14 protein-coding genes are annotated in these 17372 nt (G+C 32.6%); 10 read left to right on the top strand and 4 right to left on the bottom strand.

Annotation, left to right across the window (positions count from 1 at the left end; genetic code table 11):
- Window positions 1–92: 92 nt before the first annotated feature.
- The 3 genes from ACXGSQ_RS12850 to ACXGSQ_RS12840 are packed head-to-tail and all read right to left on the bottom strand — an operon-like array spanning window position 93 to window position 4210.
- Entirely contained in the window at window positions 93–986 is an 894-nt protein-coding gene (locus ACXGSQ_RS12850) for a carbohydrate kinase family protein (protein ID WP_458626557.1), read from the bottom strand.
- Entirely contained in the window at window positions 987–2489 is a 1503-nt protein-coding gene (locus tag ACXGSQ_RS12845) for a mannitol dehydrogenase family protein (protein ID WP_458626556.1), read from the bottom strand.
- 5 nt (window positions 2490–2494) lie between these two features.
- Window positions 2495–4210 (bottom strand): purine-cytosine permease family protein, encoded by a 1716-nt coding sequence (locus ACXGSQ_RS12840; protein ID WP_458626555.1) that lies wholly within the window; start codon window positions 4208–4210, stop codon window positions 2495–2497.
- A gap of 355 nt (window positions 4211–4565) precedes the next feature.
- On the opposite strand from ACXGSQ_RS12840, the gene ACXGSQ_RS12835 reads away from it, so the two are divergent.
- The 8 genes from ACXGSQ_RS12835 (at window position 4566) to ACXGSQ_RS12800 (ending at window position 11375) form a co-directional block, all read left to right on the top strand.
- On the top strand, window positions 4566–5303 hold the full coding sequence (locus ACXGSQ_RS12835) for an NUDIX hydrolase (protein WP_458626554.1): 738 nt from the start codon (window positions 4566–4568) through the stop codon (window positions 5301–5303).
- Between the two features lie 159 nt (window positions 5304–5462).
- Window positions 5463–6047, top strand: coding sequence for a TetR/AcrR family transcriptional regulator (locus ACXGSQ_RS12830; RefSeq protein WP_458626553.1), 585 nt, complete (start codon window positions 5463–5465; stop codon window positions 6045–6047).
- A 1-nt stretch (window position 6048) separates the two neighbouring features.
- Window positions 6049–6714, top strand: coding sequence for an NAD(P)H-binding protein (locus ACXGSQ_RS12825; protein WP_458626552.1), 666 nt, complete (start codon window positions 6049–6051; stop codon window positions 6712–6714).
- 15 nt (window positions 6715–6729) lie between these two features.
- Complete coding sequence (locus ACXGSQ_RS12820; RefSeq protein WP_458626551.1) at window positions 6730–7362, top strand: NAD(P)H-dependent oxidoreductase; 633 nt, start codon at window positions 6730–6732, stop codon at window positions 7360–7362.
- A 14-nt stretch (window positions 7363–7376) separates the two neighbouring features.
- A complete protein-coding gene (locus ACXGSQ_RS12815) occupies window positions 7377–8375 on the top strand; it encodes an NADP-dependent oxidoreductase (RefSeq protein ID WP_458626550.1) in 999 nt (332 codons plus the stop codon).
- A 93-nt stretch (window positions 8376–8468) separates the two neighbouring features.
- Window positions 8469–9629 carry an iron-containing alcohol dehydrogenase gene (locus ACXGSQ_RS12810; RefSeq protein ID WP_458626549.1) on the top strand — a complete coding sequence of 387 codons (1161 nt, stop codon included), beginning with the start codon at window positions 8469–8471 and terminating at the stop codon, window positions 9627–9629.
- A gap of 99 nt (window positions 9630–9728) precedes the next feature.
- Window positions 9729–10526, top strand: coding sequence for a type 1 glutamine amidotransferase domain-containing protein (locus tag ACXGSQ_RS12805; protein ID WP_458626548.1), 798 nt, complete (start codon window positions 9729–9731; stop codon window positions 10524–10526).
- A 207-nt stretch (window positions 10527–10733) separates the two neighbouring features.
- Window positions 10734–11375: a thiamine phosphate synthase gene (locus tag ACXGSQ_RS12800; protein WP_458626547.1), complete on the top strand. Its 642-nt coding sequence runs from the start codon at window positions 10734–10736 to the stop codon at window positions 11373–11375.
- 502 nt (window positions 11376–11877) lie between these two features.
- Here the strand turns inward: ACXGSQ_RS12800 and ACXGSQ_RS12795 are convergent.
- Window positions 11878–12972: an alkene reductase gene (locus ACXGSQ_RS12795; RefSeq protein ID WP_458629359.1), complete on the bottom strand. Its 1095-nt coding sequence runs from the start codon at window positions 12970–12972 to the stop codon at window positions 11878–11880.
- A gap of 607 nt (window positions 12973–13579) precedes the next feature.
- Between ACXGSQ_RS12795 and ACXGSQ_RS12790 the strand changes: the two genes are divergently transcribed.
- Together ACXGSQ_RS12790 and ACXGSQ_RS12785 are read left to right on the top strand one after the other, a co-directional pair.
- On the top strand, window positions 13580–15997 hold the full coding sequence (locus ACXGSQ_RS12790; RefSeq protein WP_458626546.1) for a YobI family P-loop NTPase: 2418 nt from the start codon (window positions 13580–13582) through the stop codon (window positions 15995–15997).
- The gene (locus tag ACXGSQ_RS12785; protein ID WP_458626545.1) at window positions 15994–17298 is read left to right on the top strand and encodes a hypothetical protein; all 1305 of its coding nucleotides are present in this window, start codon (window positions 15994–15996) and stop codon (window positions 17296–17298) included. The genes ACXGSQ_RS12790 and ACXGSQ_RS12785 overlap by 4 nt, the downstream gene beginning before the upstream one ends.
- Window positions 17299–17372 lie beyond the last annotated feature (74 nt).

Here is a 17372-nt window from a genome sequence, read left to right as displayed (position 1 = left end):
GTACTCCATATGTCATTTTTAAGTAAAAAAGAAAGCTTCATGAATACATCACAAAGCTTTTCTTAAATCACTACTAGTCAGGGCTCTAGAATTTAGCAATTTATATGTTTAGACATTAAAGTATCTATGTCATTTTGATTAAGTTTAGGATTAGCTCCTTCGCTACTAGCTACAACTGCGCCAACAGCACAGGCAAAATCAATAGCGGTTTGCGGTGAGTCACCTTTTAGTAGCCTATCTGTTAAAGCTGCTAAAAAAGAATCTCCAGCACCTACGGTATCTACGACATTAATCTTGTAACCTTTATTGTAATAAAAGGTATCCTTGTAAAATAGTATAGCTCCTTTTGAACCTAGTGTGACACAAATTGATTTTGTCTTGGTCTGCTTAGCTATAAATGCTATGCCTTCTTCAATAGATTGAGTTTCAAAATTCATAGCTCTTACGATATCTATAATTTCAGCATCATTAAACTTAATGAAATCTGCAGACTCCATTAAATGATTTAAAATATCCTTGGTGTAATATGGAGCTCTTAAATTAACATCAAAAATTTTATAAGGAGCAATTTCCAAAAGATCATACAACGTCTGCTTAGAATTAAAATCTCTAGCGCTTAGACTTCCAAATATAAAAGCATCTGAAGCCAAAGTAACATCCTTAGCGCTTTTTGTTAATTGAATATGATCCCAAGCTCTTGGATAGTTTATAGTATAAGAAGCAGAACCTTCTTCATTTAATGAAACGGCCACTTCACCTGTTTTTAATTCAGAATCCATTTGAATATTATCTACAGCGACTCCATTTTCTTTTATGAACTTAAAAAGCCCTTCTCCATCCGAATCCTCACCAATTCTGGTAATTATAGAGACATTATTGTCAAAGGACTGTAATCGTACAGCCACGTTTAATGGAGCGCCTCCAATTTTTTTGTGCGTTGGAAACACGTCCCATAACACTTCACCAAAGCAAACTATGTTTTTCATTTAAATAATGTTTGAGTTGTTGCTATTTAAATTAAGAACACTCTTTTTGGTACCCAATTTTGCTAAGTTTTGGTACGCTGTTGTGTAAGCTTCAACAAATCGATTGGACATTATTAGTTGTCCAAAAATAGATTCTATTTCTAAAAAAGCTTTTGGATTTCCGTTCGATGCTACTACCGCTTTATCATGTAAAGTAGTTGCCATAGCATCCTTTACAATTAAATCGTCGCCTTTGTCGTCTTTTCCTAAGCTATAAATAGCCCAAGCTGCGATTAGAAATGCTGCAAAGTCAATAGATCCATTAGATTCTAAATTGGTCGCTATAGTTGGTAAAACGAAAATTGGGACTTTAGCAGAACTTTCTGAGCAAATCCGATCGATTTGATCCTTTATGTTTACATTTCCAAAGCGTTGTAATAATGAGGCTTTATAGGCTTCTAGATCCACGCCTTCTAAATCAGCTAGAGTTGGTGTCACTTCAGTATCCATATAATGCTTCAAAAACGTATTGATTTGAGTATCGTGAATAGCTTCATCGATTGTAGAATAACCTGATAATGCTCCTAAAAGACCAAGGACTGTATGGCCTGCATTTAATAGGCTTAATTTCATTTTTTCGTAAGGGACAACGTCTTTAACAAACTGCACACCAACAGCTTCCCAAAGTGGCCTACCGTTGACAAAGGCATCTTCAATAACCCATTGTTTAAACGGTTCGCACACTACAGGCCAAGCGTCATCGATAGCGACTTCTGTTTGCAATCTTTCAATATCCTTAGGCGATGTTGCTGGCGTAATGCGATCTACCATACTATTTGGAAAAGACACATGTTGTTTAATCCAAGGGACTAAACTTGGTTCTGCCATTTGCACATAGCTCAAAAGCATGTTTTTAGCCATATGACCATTGCCTTGGATATTATCGCAAGATTGAATAGTAAATCCTTTACTCCCCCTCGCTTTTCTCAATTTTAAGGCTTGAGTGAGGTAGCCAAATACGGTTTTTGGTGTTGATGGATTTGCTATATCATGAAGAATTACAGGATTCTCTTTATCAAATGATTTTGTAGCTTCATTATAATTATAACCGCCTTCTGTAATGGTTAAGGTTACTATTTTAACCTCTGGACTCGCCATTTTTTGAATGACTTGCATCGGATTTGCTGGGGCAAAAAGGATTTCGGTAATAGAGCCAATAACACGTTTGGTTAGCGAGCCATCAAACTCTTTAACCATTAAAGTGTAAAGACCATCTTGTGCCTTTAAAGTGTTATAGATTTTAGTGTCAGAAGGCAGTAAAGCCACTCCACAAATTCCCCATTCAGTTATAGCAGTATTGTGTAATAATTGATCGGTATAATAAGCTTCATGAGCTCTGTGGAAACCACCAATACCAATATGAACAATACCCGTTTTTAGATAGCTTCTATCGTATTTAGGATAAGAAATTCTTTTTGAAATTTCTCCTAAATTCTTTTGATTAAGTTTGATGTTATGTTCCATGATATTTAGGTATTTTTAATTTTTCCACGCTTAAGTGCCCAATAGGCTGTTACAAAATATATTACGGTACAGATAAAGGCATATTTATAAAATACCTCTCGCTTTTTTGTGTACATCTCTGCATCAGAACTACCAAATAACACATTACAGGCTAAGACGACCGTAATGAGTAAAACAAGTAAAGCAATAGCTCTTAATAATTTAGTAAAAAGTGATGTGTCTTTGATGATTATGCGCTCTCCTTCTGCTTTTTGCTCTTGAAATTTTGAGATGTTTATGTTGCGTATTCTTTCTTTTTCTTCAGCTTCTGGATACTTACGTTTAGCACCGTAGCGTCCTGCTAAAAATATATAAACGACTATAGTGAATATCCAAGTAGGTATAAATAGATAAAAGAAAGACATGACATTTAATGCGTTTAGTCCAAAACCAAACACAAGACCAAGTGCCCAAGAAGCAATTGCCGGAGTACTAACCGTTAATTGTCGATAGTGTAACCAATAACGTGTGTAACCAATTCGAGGAAATATTTGATGCTCTGAAAATACAATGGCTCCCACCGGTACAACTAATAAACCAGCATAAGTAAGTAACGGCAGTATTTGAGAAAACACAAACGGAAAACAGGCCACTACCATAGTAACTAAACCAACTGCTATGGTGGTTTTTTTACGCGAATGATTTTTAAATATCGCTTGTGCTGCCAAACCAGCCCTATAAAGATTAGCAACTGCAGTCGTCCAACCCGCAACAATCACAATAACAAAGCCAGACCAACCTAAGGCATAATAAGCGACATCACCAGGATCTAGTTCTACTATAGATTTCCCGATGATAACAGCCGCACCAGCTCCCATAATTCCGGCAGAAATCCAAGCAACATAATGTCCAAACATCATGCCTGTACTCGTTGTTAATCCGTATATTTTCTTTTTAGAAAACCGGAATAAGGCCATGTCTATAAGTCCAAAATGCGTAATGGTATTAGCAGCCCAAGCAAAACCAATGACTTCTGTTAAACCGATACCTGCTTCTCCGTCACTATTCACTCCTGTCCAGATAGATTGGTCACCTAAGCTTATAAAATCTGCCCATCCATTTGGCAACGGCTTACCTAATACTTCTAAAGATAAGGCGGGTAATAGGACAAAAGCGCCACACGTAAACATCACAAATAACCACGGCGCACAAATACCAGCAAATTCTGAAACGGCTTTAAAACCATAAATAGCTATAGATACGACGACTGTTCCAACAATTAATACAATGAGTACAAACCAAGAATTGGTGGGATACCAGTTTAATTGTGGTGGAATATTAAACGCAAACCTAACAGCTGTAGCCGATACCGTAATCATTGCTGCAGAAATCACTGTGAAGATAATGACATTAGCCCAATTGTAAAGTTTGGTCATTGAATCTCCTGCAATTTTATTGAGATAGGTGTATAAGCTTAAACGTGTATCTACAGCAATAGGAGATGTAATGAACGTCCAACTTAAAACAGCCAAGATATTACCGATTAACAACCCTAATAGAATATCTTTTGTTGTAGCTCCTAAAGCAACAAAAGTAGCACCAATTACAAACTCTGTTGCAGCAACATGCTCAGCGGCATAAATACCTGCAAAATGCATCCAATTATGTAATTTATGTTTCGCAATTGGTAATTGTTCGTCCTCTAAGTTTTCGAATTGCTGAAAGTCATTGGTTGCGTCCATAATTTATAAATTGAAATTAGCCTTGTTTAAATATTGTATTCTGACGTACATACCAATGTGTTTGTCGTTAGGTTATGTTCTGAATTAATATGTGCGTAATTATAATTCTGTGGTTTCAACAATTCTAATCATGTTATATTTATAAACGTCATTTTTACGTTTATTATTCAAATGTATAAAATAAAATCTGAATAATTCACAACTTAACTCATAAAAATATATTATATTAACTTGATACTATGGCATATTACCATTAAAACAGATCGTTTATTAGAGTTTCATCTTAATGATAATTAGTGTTAAAGTGACGTTTATTAAATAATATTTTTATATTTTTATCACATAATTCATATATATGGCAGCTCAAAAAATTCTTAATTTATCTGTAGATTGTGTTGTTTTTGGTTATGATACAAGTTCAAAATCCTTAAATGTGCTTCTTATTAAACGGTATTTAGAATCTAAGGACACCAAAGAAGTTTTGGTTGATGATTATGTACTGACTGGATATCATGTTTATGAAGATGAAACTTTAGATGAATCTGCCTCACGAGTATTAAAGGAGTTGACCGGTTTAACAAATCAGTATAAAAAGCAGTTTAAGGCATTTGGGGATCCTAATCGTTTAACAAATGAAAAGGATCTGATTTGGATTAAAAACGAAGCGTTTAATTTAAGAACCGTCACTATAGCCTATTATTTTTTATTAAAGACTGAAGATGTAGATGTAATAAACAATAAACATAAACCCAAATGGTTTCCTGTAAGACAACTCCCCGAAATAGGTTTTGATCATCAGCAAATTATTGAAGAGGCGCATGAAGATTTAAAAACCAAATGTCTTTCAGAACCTATTATATTTGAATTATTACCTGATAAATTCACAATTAATGAAGTGCAAGATTTGTATGAATCTATATTAGACATAGAGATTGATAACCGAAACTTTAGGAGAAAGTTAATTAAGAAAAAATACATCATTCCTCTAGATGAGAAACAAGTTGGTGTGTCAAAAAAGCCTGCACAGCTATACATGTTTAGTAAAGATATTTACAAAAAAATGCATCATAAAAATTATTTAATTAATATCTAAGGCCTTATAGGCGTATTGCTATACGCCTATTTACCAAAAACACATTTATTTCATAATACAATGTAATAGCGGCCCTATGGTTAGCGAAACTTAAACCTTTGTTAAAAAAAGAATGAACATTCATTTTTACTGTATCTTTGCCTCAGAATTAGTTAAATCATGGCAAAACTTCAAAAAAGTATAGATAAACGTAATGCACTTGTTAAGGCAACTATAGAGCTGGTTAATAATAATGGGTTTCATGCAACTCCTATGAGTAAGATTGCTAAAATGGCTAAGGTCTCACCAGCAACAATTTACTTATACTTTGAAAATAAACAAGACCTAGTAAATCAAACTTATATAGACGTTAAGGCTGAATATACTAATTATGCTTTTGCCAATTACGACCCTAATATGCCAATTGAAGAAGGCTTCGAAATGATATGGAAACGTATCGCCGATTTTAAACTTAAGGAATGCGAGTATGCTATGTTTTTAGCACAGTGTGATAATACACCAATGATTGACGAGGATAGCAGACAAGAAGGTATTAAGCACCTACAACCACTACTCGACCTTTGGGAACGTGGTAAAAAAGAAGGAATTATAAAACCGCTTTCTAATTACATATTATATGCTTATGCCATTAACCCATTATCCTTTTTAATGATGACTCAAAAACGAGGGGCATTTACATTAGATAAAACACATTTAGAAGACGCTTATCAATCAGCTTGGAGTAGCATAAAAATGTGTAAATAACATGAAAAAAACAGCAATTATATTAGGTGCTTCTGGTTTAACGGGTGGTTTCGTGCTTCAAAAATTAATTGAAGACGAGCGCTACGATACCATTAAATTGTTTTCGCGTTCAAAAATGGAAGGTTTGCCAAATAAAGTCCAGCAGTTTATTGGTAATTTATTAGAAATCAACCAATTTAAAGCAGACTTTACAGCAGACGACGTGTATTGTTGTATTGGTACCACAGCGAAAAAAACTCCTAATAAGACGCTTTATAAAAAAATAGATTTCGGAATTCCGGTTGCCGCTGCAAAGCTTTCAAAAGAAAATAACATCCCTACATTTTTAGTCATCTCAGCAATGGGAGCGAATAAAAATAGTACGGTGTTTTACAACAAGACCAAAGGCGAAATGGAAAACAGCATCTTAAAGCAGCAGATTAAAAACACATTTGTTTTAAGACCATCTTTAATTGGTGGTGATAGACAAGAAACTCGATTATTAGAAAAAATAGGATTGGTGATCTTCAAAGTCATTCAGCCCTTATTTATAGGTAAACTAAAAAAGTATAAAATAGTAAATGCCAAAACCATAGCGCAAGCTATGATACACCTAGCCAATACAAATGATTATGCTGATGTAATTATAACGTCAGAAGATATTAATAAATTAGGAAACAACGCTTAAATAGAAATTATAGATATGGAATTATTAGATAAATTAAATTGGAGATATGCCGCTAAAGCCATGAGTGGAAAAGTGGTTCCAGAAGAAAAAATTCAACGCATTTTAGAAGCAGCACGTTTAGCACCAACATCTAGTGGTTTACAACCTTTTGAAATATTTGTAATTACAAATCAAGAGGTTAAAGAAAAAATTAAACCTATAGCATGGAACCAGTCAGTGATTACAGACTGCTCTCACCTACTCGTTTTTGCGGCTTGGGATACCTATACTGAAGATAGAATTAATTACATGTTCGATTTAACCAACGAAATTCGTGGCTTTAAAAACGAAGGTTGGGAAAACTACCGCCAAATGTTATTAAACCTATATCCTCAAAAAGATCCTGAAGAAAATTTTAATCACGCAGCAAGACAAGCCTACATCGCATTTACAGAAGCCTTAACTGCTGCTGCTTTTGAAGAGGTTGACGCAACACCTTTAGAAGGATTTGAACCAGATGCTGTAGACCATATCTTAGGACTTCGTGAAAAAGGTTTACGTAGTGCCGTTATGTTACCAATAGGCTACAGAAAAGAAGATGAAGATTGGTTAGTAAATCTTGTTAAGGTGAGAAAACCTATGGAAGATTTAGTGACTGTAATAGACTAAAAAAATAACGAATCATGACAAAGACAATTTTATTAAAAAATAGACCTGAAGGAAAACCTTCAATGTCAGATTTCGAATTTAAAACAGAAGAGTCTGACAACACAGTAAATCCAGGAGAATTACTATTAGAAACCCAATATGTTTCTGTAGATCCTTATTTAAGAGGACGAATGAGTGATGCTAAATCATACGTGCCACCATTTCAACTTAATACACCCATTCAGTCTGGCGTCATCGCGAAAGTCATCGAATCAAAAAATGATAAGTTTACAGCAGGTGATTATGTTTCGGGCATGCTAAACTGGCAAACGAAACAAATCTCTAATGGTGAAGGATTGACTAAAGTTGATCCGTCTAAAGCTCCGTTATCAGCTTATTTAGGAATTCTAGGTATGACAGGTTTAACAGCTTATTGCGGATTAACAGAAATAGGACAACCAAAACAAGGTGAAACTTTAGTGGTATCTGGAGCAGCCGGTGCGGTTGGATCTGTCGTAGGACAAATTGGAAAAATCCTTGGACTTAGAGTGATTGGTATTGCCGGAACAGATGAAAAAATAGAGCTTCTAAAAAGCAAATTCGGTTTTGATGCTGGTATCAATTATAAGACTACAGAAAACATGAAAGCGGCTATTGCAGAAGCAGCACCAAATGGTGTAGACATCTATTTTGATAATGTCGGTGGCCCAATATCAGATGCTGTACTAGTAAACATTAACCGATTCGCGAGAATCATAGTCTGTGGTGCTATTTCAGTTTACAATAATACGGAAGCACCAAAAAGTTTAAGCGTACAACCGTTCTTAGTAAAAAACAGTGCGTTAATGCAAGGCTTTATTGTGTCTAACTATACTGAGAAATTTCCAGAGGCCATGAAACAATTGGCAAACTGGTTGGCAGAAGGCCAATTGACGTACTCAGAAACCATTGTTAAAGGTTTTGATAACATTCCTAGTGCTTTTATCGATTTATTTGATGGTAAGAACAAAGGGAAAATGATCGTAGAACTATAAAATCAATAAGTAACAATCCTAGAATCTTGTTTAGGGGTTTTAGGATGGTTTTCTAAATCAATCACAATACAACAAACAAAAAAAGAACAAACAATGAACAATTTTGAATTTAAAAATCCAACCAAAATTATATTTGGAAAGGATACCATAGAAAAACTAGAAAACGAAATTCCTAAAGATGCCAAAGTATTAATGCTTTATGGTGGAGGAAGTATTAAAAAAAATGGCATTTATGACCAAGTAAAAACGGCTTTAGCTAAAGTAGATGTTATTGAATTTGGAGGCATTCCTGCAAATCCAGAATACGCTAAGTTAATGGAAGCTTTAAAAATTATTAAAGCTGAAAATATTACGTATTTATTAGCTGTTGGTGGTGGATCTGTTATCGATGGGACTAAGTTTTTATCTGCTGCTGCGGTTTTTGAAGGTGAAACACCTTGGGATATTTTAACTAAAAACATTAGAACTGAAAAAGGCATGCCATTCGGAACCGTTTTAACGCTTCCTGCTACAGGATCTGAAATGAATTCGGGTGCTGTAATTACAAGAGCTGAAACTCAAGAGAAATTAGCTATGGGTGGACCTGGTTTATTTCCTGAATTCTCTATTCTAGATCCTCAAGTAATTACATCTATTCCGGAAAGACAATTAGCAAACGGATTAACAGATGCCTTTACACATGTTTTAGAACAATATATGACCTACCCAGTTGGAGCCTTATTACAAGATCGTTTTGCCGAAAGTATATTACAAACTCTAATTGAAGTTGCACCAAAAGTTCTAAAAGATCCTACAGATTATAATGCTGCCGCAAACTTTATGTGGAGTTGTACAATGGCATTAAATGGACTCATACAGAAAGGAGTTCCAGGTGATTGGGCAATTCATTCGATGGGACACGAATTAACAGCCATGTTTGGTATTGACCACGCACGTACCTTAGCGGTAATTGCACCAAGCCATTACAAATTTAATTTTGAAACGAAGAAAGAAAAATTAGCGCAATATGCAGAGCGTGTTTGGAATGTTACCGAAGGTAACACCGACGATAAGGCTTATGCTGCGATTGAAAAAACAACCGCGTTCTTCCATCAATTAGGAATTGATACAAAGTTATCTGATTACACTAAAGATTATGAAGGTACTGCTGAAAAAATAGCAAAACGTTTTACTGATCGTGGATGGTTAGGATTAGGTGAACACCAATCATTGTCACCAGATAAGGTAGAGAAAATCGTAAAAATGGCGTACTAATTTTAAACAAAGTCTCAGCTCGAGTGTCCCGACTTTTTAGTCGGGATGTATCGAGAACCGTTTTTTTTAATATTTAAACGGAAATAAGATTTTATACAAATGAAAACACTACAAACAATCGTAGTCTTTCTAATCGTAATTACAACGTCTAATTGTAAAAACAAATTACCTTCTGAAACCGTTTCAGAAGTACAAAAAGAATCAAAAACAGAAAAGACAATGAACGTATTATTCGTATTAACTTCTCATGATAAATTAGGAGATACAGGAAAGAAAACAGGGTTTTGGGTTGAAGAATTCGCAAGTCCATATTACACCTTATTAGATAAAGGAGCAACTATTACTATTGCGACACCAAAAGGTGGTGCGGCGCCAATAGATCCAAGTAGTGACTCGCCAGATGCGGCAACTGAAGCCACTGAGCGCTTTAACAAAGATGCCCAAGCCAAAGATAAAATTGCAAACACTAAAGTATTAGCAGATATGAATCCAGATGATTTTGATGCGGTATTTTATCCAGGCGGTCACGGGCCTTTATGGGATTTAACCAATGATGCCAATTCAGTAGCATTGATTGAAAAGTTTGATCGTCAAGAAAAACCAATTGCTTTTGTATGTCATGCACCAGCTGTATTAAAAGATGTAAAAAATGAAGACGGAACAGCCTTAGTAAAAGGTAAGAAAGTAACTGGTTTTTCAAATTTAGAAGAAGCCGCTGTGGGCTTAACTGAAGTAGTACCATTACTATTAGAAGATATGCTTATTGAAAATGGAGCATTTTATTCTAATGCTGATAAATGGGCACCTTATGCAGTTCAAGATGGTAACCTTATTACGGGGCAAAACCCTGCATCATCAGAATTAGTTGCTGAAAAGTTATTAGAAATATTGAAATAATTACCCCTAGTTGATTAGTAGCGAAAAGCCTGTATAACGTCATGTTTGCAGGCTTTTTTATGTCTTCATAGGTACTAGAAGTTTAGGTCTATGGTCTTAAATTAAAAAATAACGTATTTCAATAATAGATTCATCATCTACGCCACTAAACATTTGTATTTTTGTGCTACGTTTTATTAGAATACCTAATAATCAAGAACAACACCTATGATTATATCTAAACTGCATTATATTTCTCAAGGAAACACTCCTGAAGACCATCTTGAAAATATCCAAAGGGCGTGTACATCTGGTGCAGAATTAGTACAATTACATCTTACAAATGTTTCGGATGCTAAATATTTAGAGATTGCCAAAGCTGCTCGAGACATCACCTTTCATTTTCAAACACGGTTAATCATATTTTCAAATTATAAAATAGCTAAAGACGTGAAAGCAGAAGGTGTGCATTTAGATAAATCAGACATCTGCCCTACTTTAGTAAGACCGCATTTATATACTTGGCAAATTATTGGGGGTACGGCAAATACCTTAGAAGATTGTGAAACATTAATAGCCAAAAATAGTGATTATATTATTTTAGAACCTTTTAGATTACCAACTAAAAAAAATACAACTAAAGCTTTAGGTCTTGATGGCTATACAGCTATTAGTAATGCTTTAATAACTGAGAAACCAATTATAGGTTTTGGTGATATCACCACAAATGATGTCACTGATATTTTAGAAACTGGGATATCTGGCATTGCGGTATCGGATGCTATCACGGAAAATTTTGACAGCATAAAATTATTCAATCAGTTACTAAAAGCCTCTGTAATCGGAGAAATTCGTCATACGTTTGAGTAAATATTTTTTTACATCTTCAATAAGCGCAAGTAACTAGTCCCTTTAGCAGGAATTATGATCGGAGCCTTTCTGATTTTCTATTCTAATTAGGAAGCTAAAACGTAGAAATTCAGTGAAAACACCCCAATTATACAAGCAATACTCAAATTCCAACAGCGTCGGAAACACTGTCGACAGTAAAGGACCTTTTGGTTCGTTTTTGGTCCTTCAACTACGAAGTATATCATGAGTTCTTATACAATGAATATCTACGAATAAAAATGAACATATAAAACAAAAACCACACAACTTAAGTTCAAGTATCTCAACGTTTTCATTGCAATATTATCAAAACACAACTAAGAACACAGGTTATCAATACTAATTTTAGGCATTACAATCGTAAAATGCACTCGAACCGACGACCTTCATCAAAAAACACATTAGCTTAAAAGCACAAAAAAAAGGCATCATAAAACAAAAGCCCTACAATGCCAATCCTAATACCAAAAGAAACCAAAACTTACTCAGAAGCAAAAGGATAATCCGTATACCCTTTTTTACCCGAAGTATAAAACGTATCCTTATCCCATTCCGCTAATGCTAAATGCTTCTCAAAACGTTCCACTAAATCCGGATTCGATACAAAAGGCTTACCAAAGGCTACTAAATCTGCATCACCATCAGCAAGCACCTTATTTCCTTTTTCCTGATCAAAATTAGTATTAATCATCAACGTCCCATTGTACAACGGACGAAAATGCTTAGCAATATCAGTTACAGCAAACGGTACCTCAGAAACATCGGTAAACGGTTCTGACAAATGCACATAAGCCAAGTTGTAGTCGTTTAGTTTTTTAATAATATATTCAAACGTCGGAATGGTCTCTTCATCTATCGTAATACCAAACAGCCCATGTAACGACGGATTAAAACGCACTCCAATTTTTTCTTCTGGAATCACGGTTTTCATAGCGTCTAAAACTTCAAAAAAGAAACGCGCTCTGTTTTCAATAGAGCCACCATACGCATCCGTTCTGGTGTTAGAACAGCCATTAAAAAACTGCTGAAACAAATACCCATTAGACGAATGCAATTCAATACCATCAAAGCCCGCTTCCACAGCATTTGCAGCTGCATTTTTAAAATCGGTAACGGTTCGTTTAATATCCTCAAGCGTCATGGCTTTTGGAGTAACCGTATCTTTAAATCCATTTGGAGTAAAAGACTGGGCATTCGGATTGATAGCAGACGCAGAAACAGGCAACGCACCATCATGAAAATCGGGATGCGAAATACGACCCACATGCCATAACTGGATAAAAATAGTACCTCCTTTGGCGTGTACACGTTTAGTCACCGTTTTCCATCCTTCCACTTGCGCTTTAGAGTGAATACCAGGAGTATTAATATAACCCACAGCTTCCTTAGAAACCTGAGAACCTTCTGTAATAATTAAACCTGCCGAAGCACGCTGTTCGTAATACAAACCTTGTAAATCGTCTGTAGCGACTTTTTCGTTGTTATCCGCACGACTACGTGTCATAGGTGCCATAACAACTCGGTTTTTTAATGTTATATTTTTATGATAAGGTGTTAATAAGGGTTGCATATCCATGTGTTTTTCTCGTATTAATTTAGAATATAAAGTTACGATTTTCAAATACCACAATGAACCAAAAAGCATCAATTAAGATAGGTTTAACCTTTAGAGTAAATGCCTTTATAGATTTATAAATAATGAACGAAATACCATTGGGAATAAGTTATAATAAGAACAACAAACAGCTAGCAAACCATCAACACCCAAATTCCGACACCGTCGGAACCAACGATTTTCAGAAATAATGAGCTAAGAATAAAGTTAATTTACAATATCAAGTATTGAAAACACAGATCTAATAAAAACCTCTATTTATTAATGCAGTAGCGAATGGCACGCAGTGATTTCCTAACAAATCGTTTTGATCTTTTGGTTCGTTTATTCGTATAAATCTATTGTTTATTTTGGAACTCATGATATGCTTCGCAGTTTGCATCAAGGCAAAATGAACGTACAAGACAAATATAAAAAATACGTTAGTTACAATGTTCTGACTTTTCCTAATGGAATATATCCGAAAACTGAAATTGTTAAAAACATTTCACTAATGTTAAAAACAAAAATCAATTTGATTGAATCTTCTTATTAAATTTGAAGTTGTAAACTTTTAAATATCAACTTAATGGGAAATAAAACAATTAATGAAGATACTGCTTATGAAGATGTTGTTGATGAAATTAATAATGGTATTAAATTAGATTTACTTTCTCCTTCAGATAAGAAAGATGACCCAAGAGTAAAAAGATATTTAAAACACATAAATGATGCTATTTCAAATCCTGATGTTAGAAATTTAGCACTCACAGGAGTTTATGGCTCAGGAAAAAGCACCATAATTAAATCTTATAAATCAAAATATCCTAACAAAAAAACATTAAATATTTCGCTTGCATCTTTTAACGAAACGGATAAATATGAATCATTTAAAGATCAAATACAATTAACAATTCTTCAACAGATAATTTATAGTCAAGATTCAGTGAAGTTACCAGACTCAAGGATTAATCGTATTCGAGAAATTGATGTATGGAAAAAAGGTCATCTTTTAAAAGTGTTCGGATTACTTGTATTTATAATATCCACATATTTGATATTGAATTTTTTTTCATATCAATTAAATCCTAATAACTGGAGTAACGCTTCAAGTTTTAATAATTGGAGCATTCTTTTCTTTTTATTATTTATAGGCTCTTCGTTTTTTATTGGACAATTCTTATTAAAAATGATGTCTAATTCTAAAATAAATAAGATAAATGTAAAAGGAGAAGCCGAGCTTGGAAATAAAGTTGAACACAAAGATTTTCTAAATAAATATATAGATGAAATATTGTATTTTTTTGAAAAAATACAGACTGATATTGTCGTAATTGAAGACTTAGATAGATTTAATAGTACTGAAATTTATAGAACGCTTAGGGAATTAAATTTCATTCTTAACAACTATCTTGAAAACACAATGAATAGCTTTAAGAAAGTTACTTTTTTATACGCTATAAAGGATGATATATTCTTGAATGAATTAGATAGAACTAAATTTTTTGACTTAATTATCCCAACTATCCCTTTTGTTAATTTTAGTAATTCTAAGAATGTTTTAACTAAGAAATTGGAAGAGATTTATGGTAATGAAGAAGACTTGTTTAATAATCCTAATAGTAATAAGGATTTTATTAATACTGTTTCTGCATTTATAACAGATAATAGAATACTGGTGAACATCATAAATGAGTTTGTTGTTTATAAAGAACAGCAAAAACTGCAAAAGGAAGAGTTTAATCAAGAAAAATTATTAGCATTAATAATTTATAAAAACTTAAGACCTAAAGACTTTTCAAGACTGCATAAAGGAAGTAGTAACATTGATGTTGTGTTTGCAAATAAAAATAAGTTAGTTAAAAAATCTGTTAAGGATTTTAATAATGAAATCTTAGAAATAAACGAGTCAATTACTGAAATTAGACAATCTCATTTAATTAGTATAGCAAATTTAAACACTATCTTTCTATACCATATTAAAGAAGTTATTAATAATCAATCAGCTAAAGGTTTAATTGTAAATACTAAAAAGATAAAATTTAATAACATTATTATTGAAGGTATTGATTTAAATATTTTCTATTCTGAGGAAATATTTTGGTTTTCTAGGCAAAACATGAATAATGCAACTCATACAACTCTTGATATAATTGATAAACTTGTAGGGTATAAATATTCTGAGAGGTATAATATAATAGTGAATGAAGACAAACTAATAAATGAAAAGGAAAACAAAATAGAGACGTTAAGACAAAACTTGAGAGATGTGCAAAATGAAACTCTCGCTCAAATATTAATAAAAAAAGATTTATCCAAAGATAAATTAAAAGAAGAATTTGGAAGTTTCTATTTGGAAAGTGAAATAAATGAAGAAAAAGAAAGAATATATAATGATCTACTATTAATCTTTTTATTAGAAAATGGATATATAGATGAGCATTATAGAGTTTATATTTCAACTTTTCAAAAAGGAGGTTTAACGGAAAGTGACCAAGAATTTAAAATAAATATAATATCGAGAGTAAATGAACCAAAACATTTTGATTATAAATTGTCAAATATTGATGATCTGGTTAATGATTTACCAATCAATTATTTTAAAGACAATAGAATATTAAATACTAACTTAATAGATTTTCTTGTTGTTCATAGAGAGTTTTATGTAAATAAATTTGAAACAACTCTTAAAACAATTTCAATCTGGAGTAAACGAAGTAAGCAATTTTTTATCATTTACATAAATCAAGGGGTTCAAAACGTCTTATTTATTGATCAATTGGCTAAAAGCTGGAAAGATATGTGGAATACTATACAATCAGATTCTAGCTTTTTACATAAGGATAAAAATCGACTTTTGCACTTATTATTAGTAAACACGGATAGTAAAACGTTAATAGCATTAAATAATAAAGGAGCTTTAAGTAATGACATATCTGATGATTTAGATTTCTTTTACAACTTTAGCCTAGAGAGTAAAACTGAGGATATTTTAAAAGAGTCTTGAATATAAAGTTTAAAGAACTCACCCCTCCTGAGGATAGATATAATAAATTCTTTGAACTTATTTACGAGAATAATAGATATGTTCTTGACTACAATAATATTGGTACTATTATAGAATATCATTTAGAAATTCGCGATAAGAAATCATTCGATAATTTCAACCTAACATATATTTATGATAGCAACTTATTTGAATTAACTGAATATATTGAGGAAGATAGCTACAACACTTATATTTCCAACGTTTATTCCAAATTAGAAAATAATCAATATGATAATGAAGATAATATTTTAAAAGTTCTTAATAAGAAAGGATTGTCAATAGCAAATACTATATTATTTCTTAAATCTCAAGATTGTGAAATTAGTGATTTGTACGATATAAAAGATGTGTCTATTTTTAGTTTAGTATTTGATAACAATAGTATAAAAGCAACTTGGAATAATATTTATAGCTATTATGTTGAGTCTAGTAATAACTTCGATGAATCATTAACTAAATATCTAAACGATGCTGATAATTATCTTGGTCTTAGTATTGAAGGAAAGATTAATTTAAGTATAGAAGACAAAGAACGGTTTAAGTTTATTTTAGATTTAATAAGTAACAATGGTTTAGGTATAGATTCATATACAGAGCTTATAGGTTGCATATCTAATGATTTTGAATTGCCCAATGATTTTGATTTTAAATTAATAGATGAGGACAAAGTAGAGATTTTAATAGATGAAAAAGTTATTATATTAAGTCCTACATTTTATGAAGCCATAAAAGAAACTCACCCCGAATTGCATATTAATTTGTTAGTACAAAATGAAGTTAATTTCTTAGAATTCATTAATAATAACAATATAGATATAGCTGACAAAATACTAATCTTACAGAATTACCAAATATCAAATAGTAGCCAATTGAAGTTAACAGATGAAATTTCAATAAGTGAAATTAACGATAGCGAAGAATTGTCAGAAGAATTGTGTGATTTAATTATTAACACAAGTAGTTTGATTTTATCTATAGAAAAGATTAAAGCATTGTTGAAACAGGAGTTAACAATTAAGCAAAAAGTAAACCTTATTGTATTGTATGAATCAATGTTGACTAATTTAAATGTAGTAGATTTTTTAAGAAACAGATTACCTGCTTCTTACAATGTTGTCCCTAGTTCTCAAATGATGTTAAACGATAATGATTACAATATAAAATTAATAAAGTTACTTCAAAATAGAGGTATTGCGGGTAAGGATAAAAAAGCTAAGAATAAAAGAATTAGAGTTTGGTTGAATAATTTTACTGTTTAGAAAAGAATCTTCTAATAAAATTATAAATATGATTGATCTATAGTTAATTTATACTTCTAAGTTAAAACATTAAA

The organism is Winogradskyella sp. PC D3.3, assembly GCF_054366245.1.
Note: the sequence above shows the minus strand (reverse complement) of the source record. Positions and strands in the feature narration are given on the sequence as shown.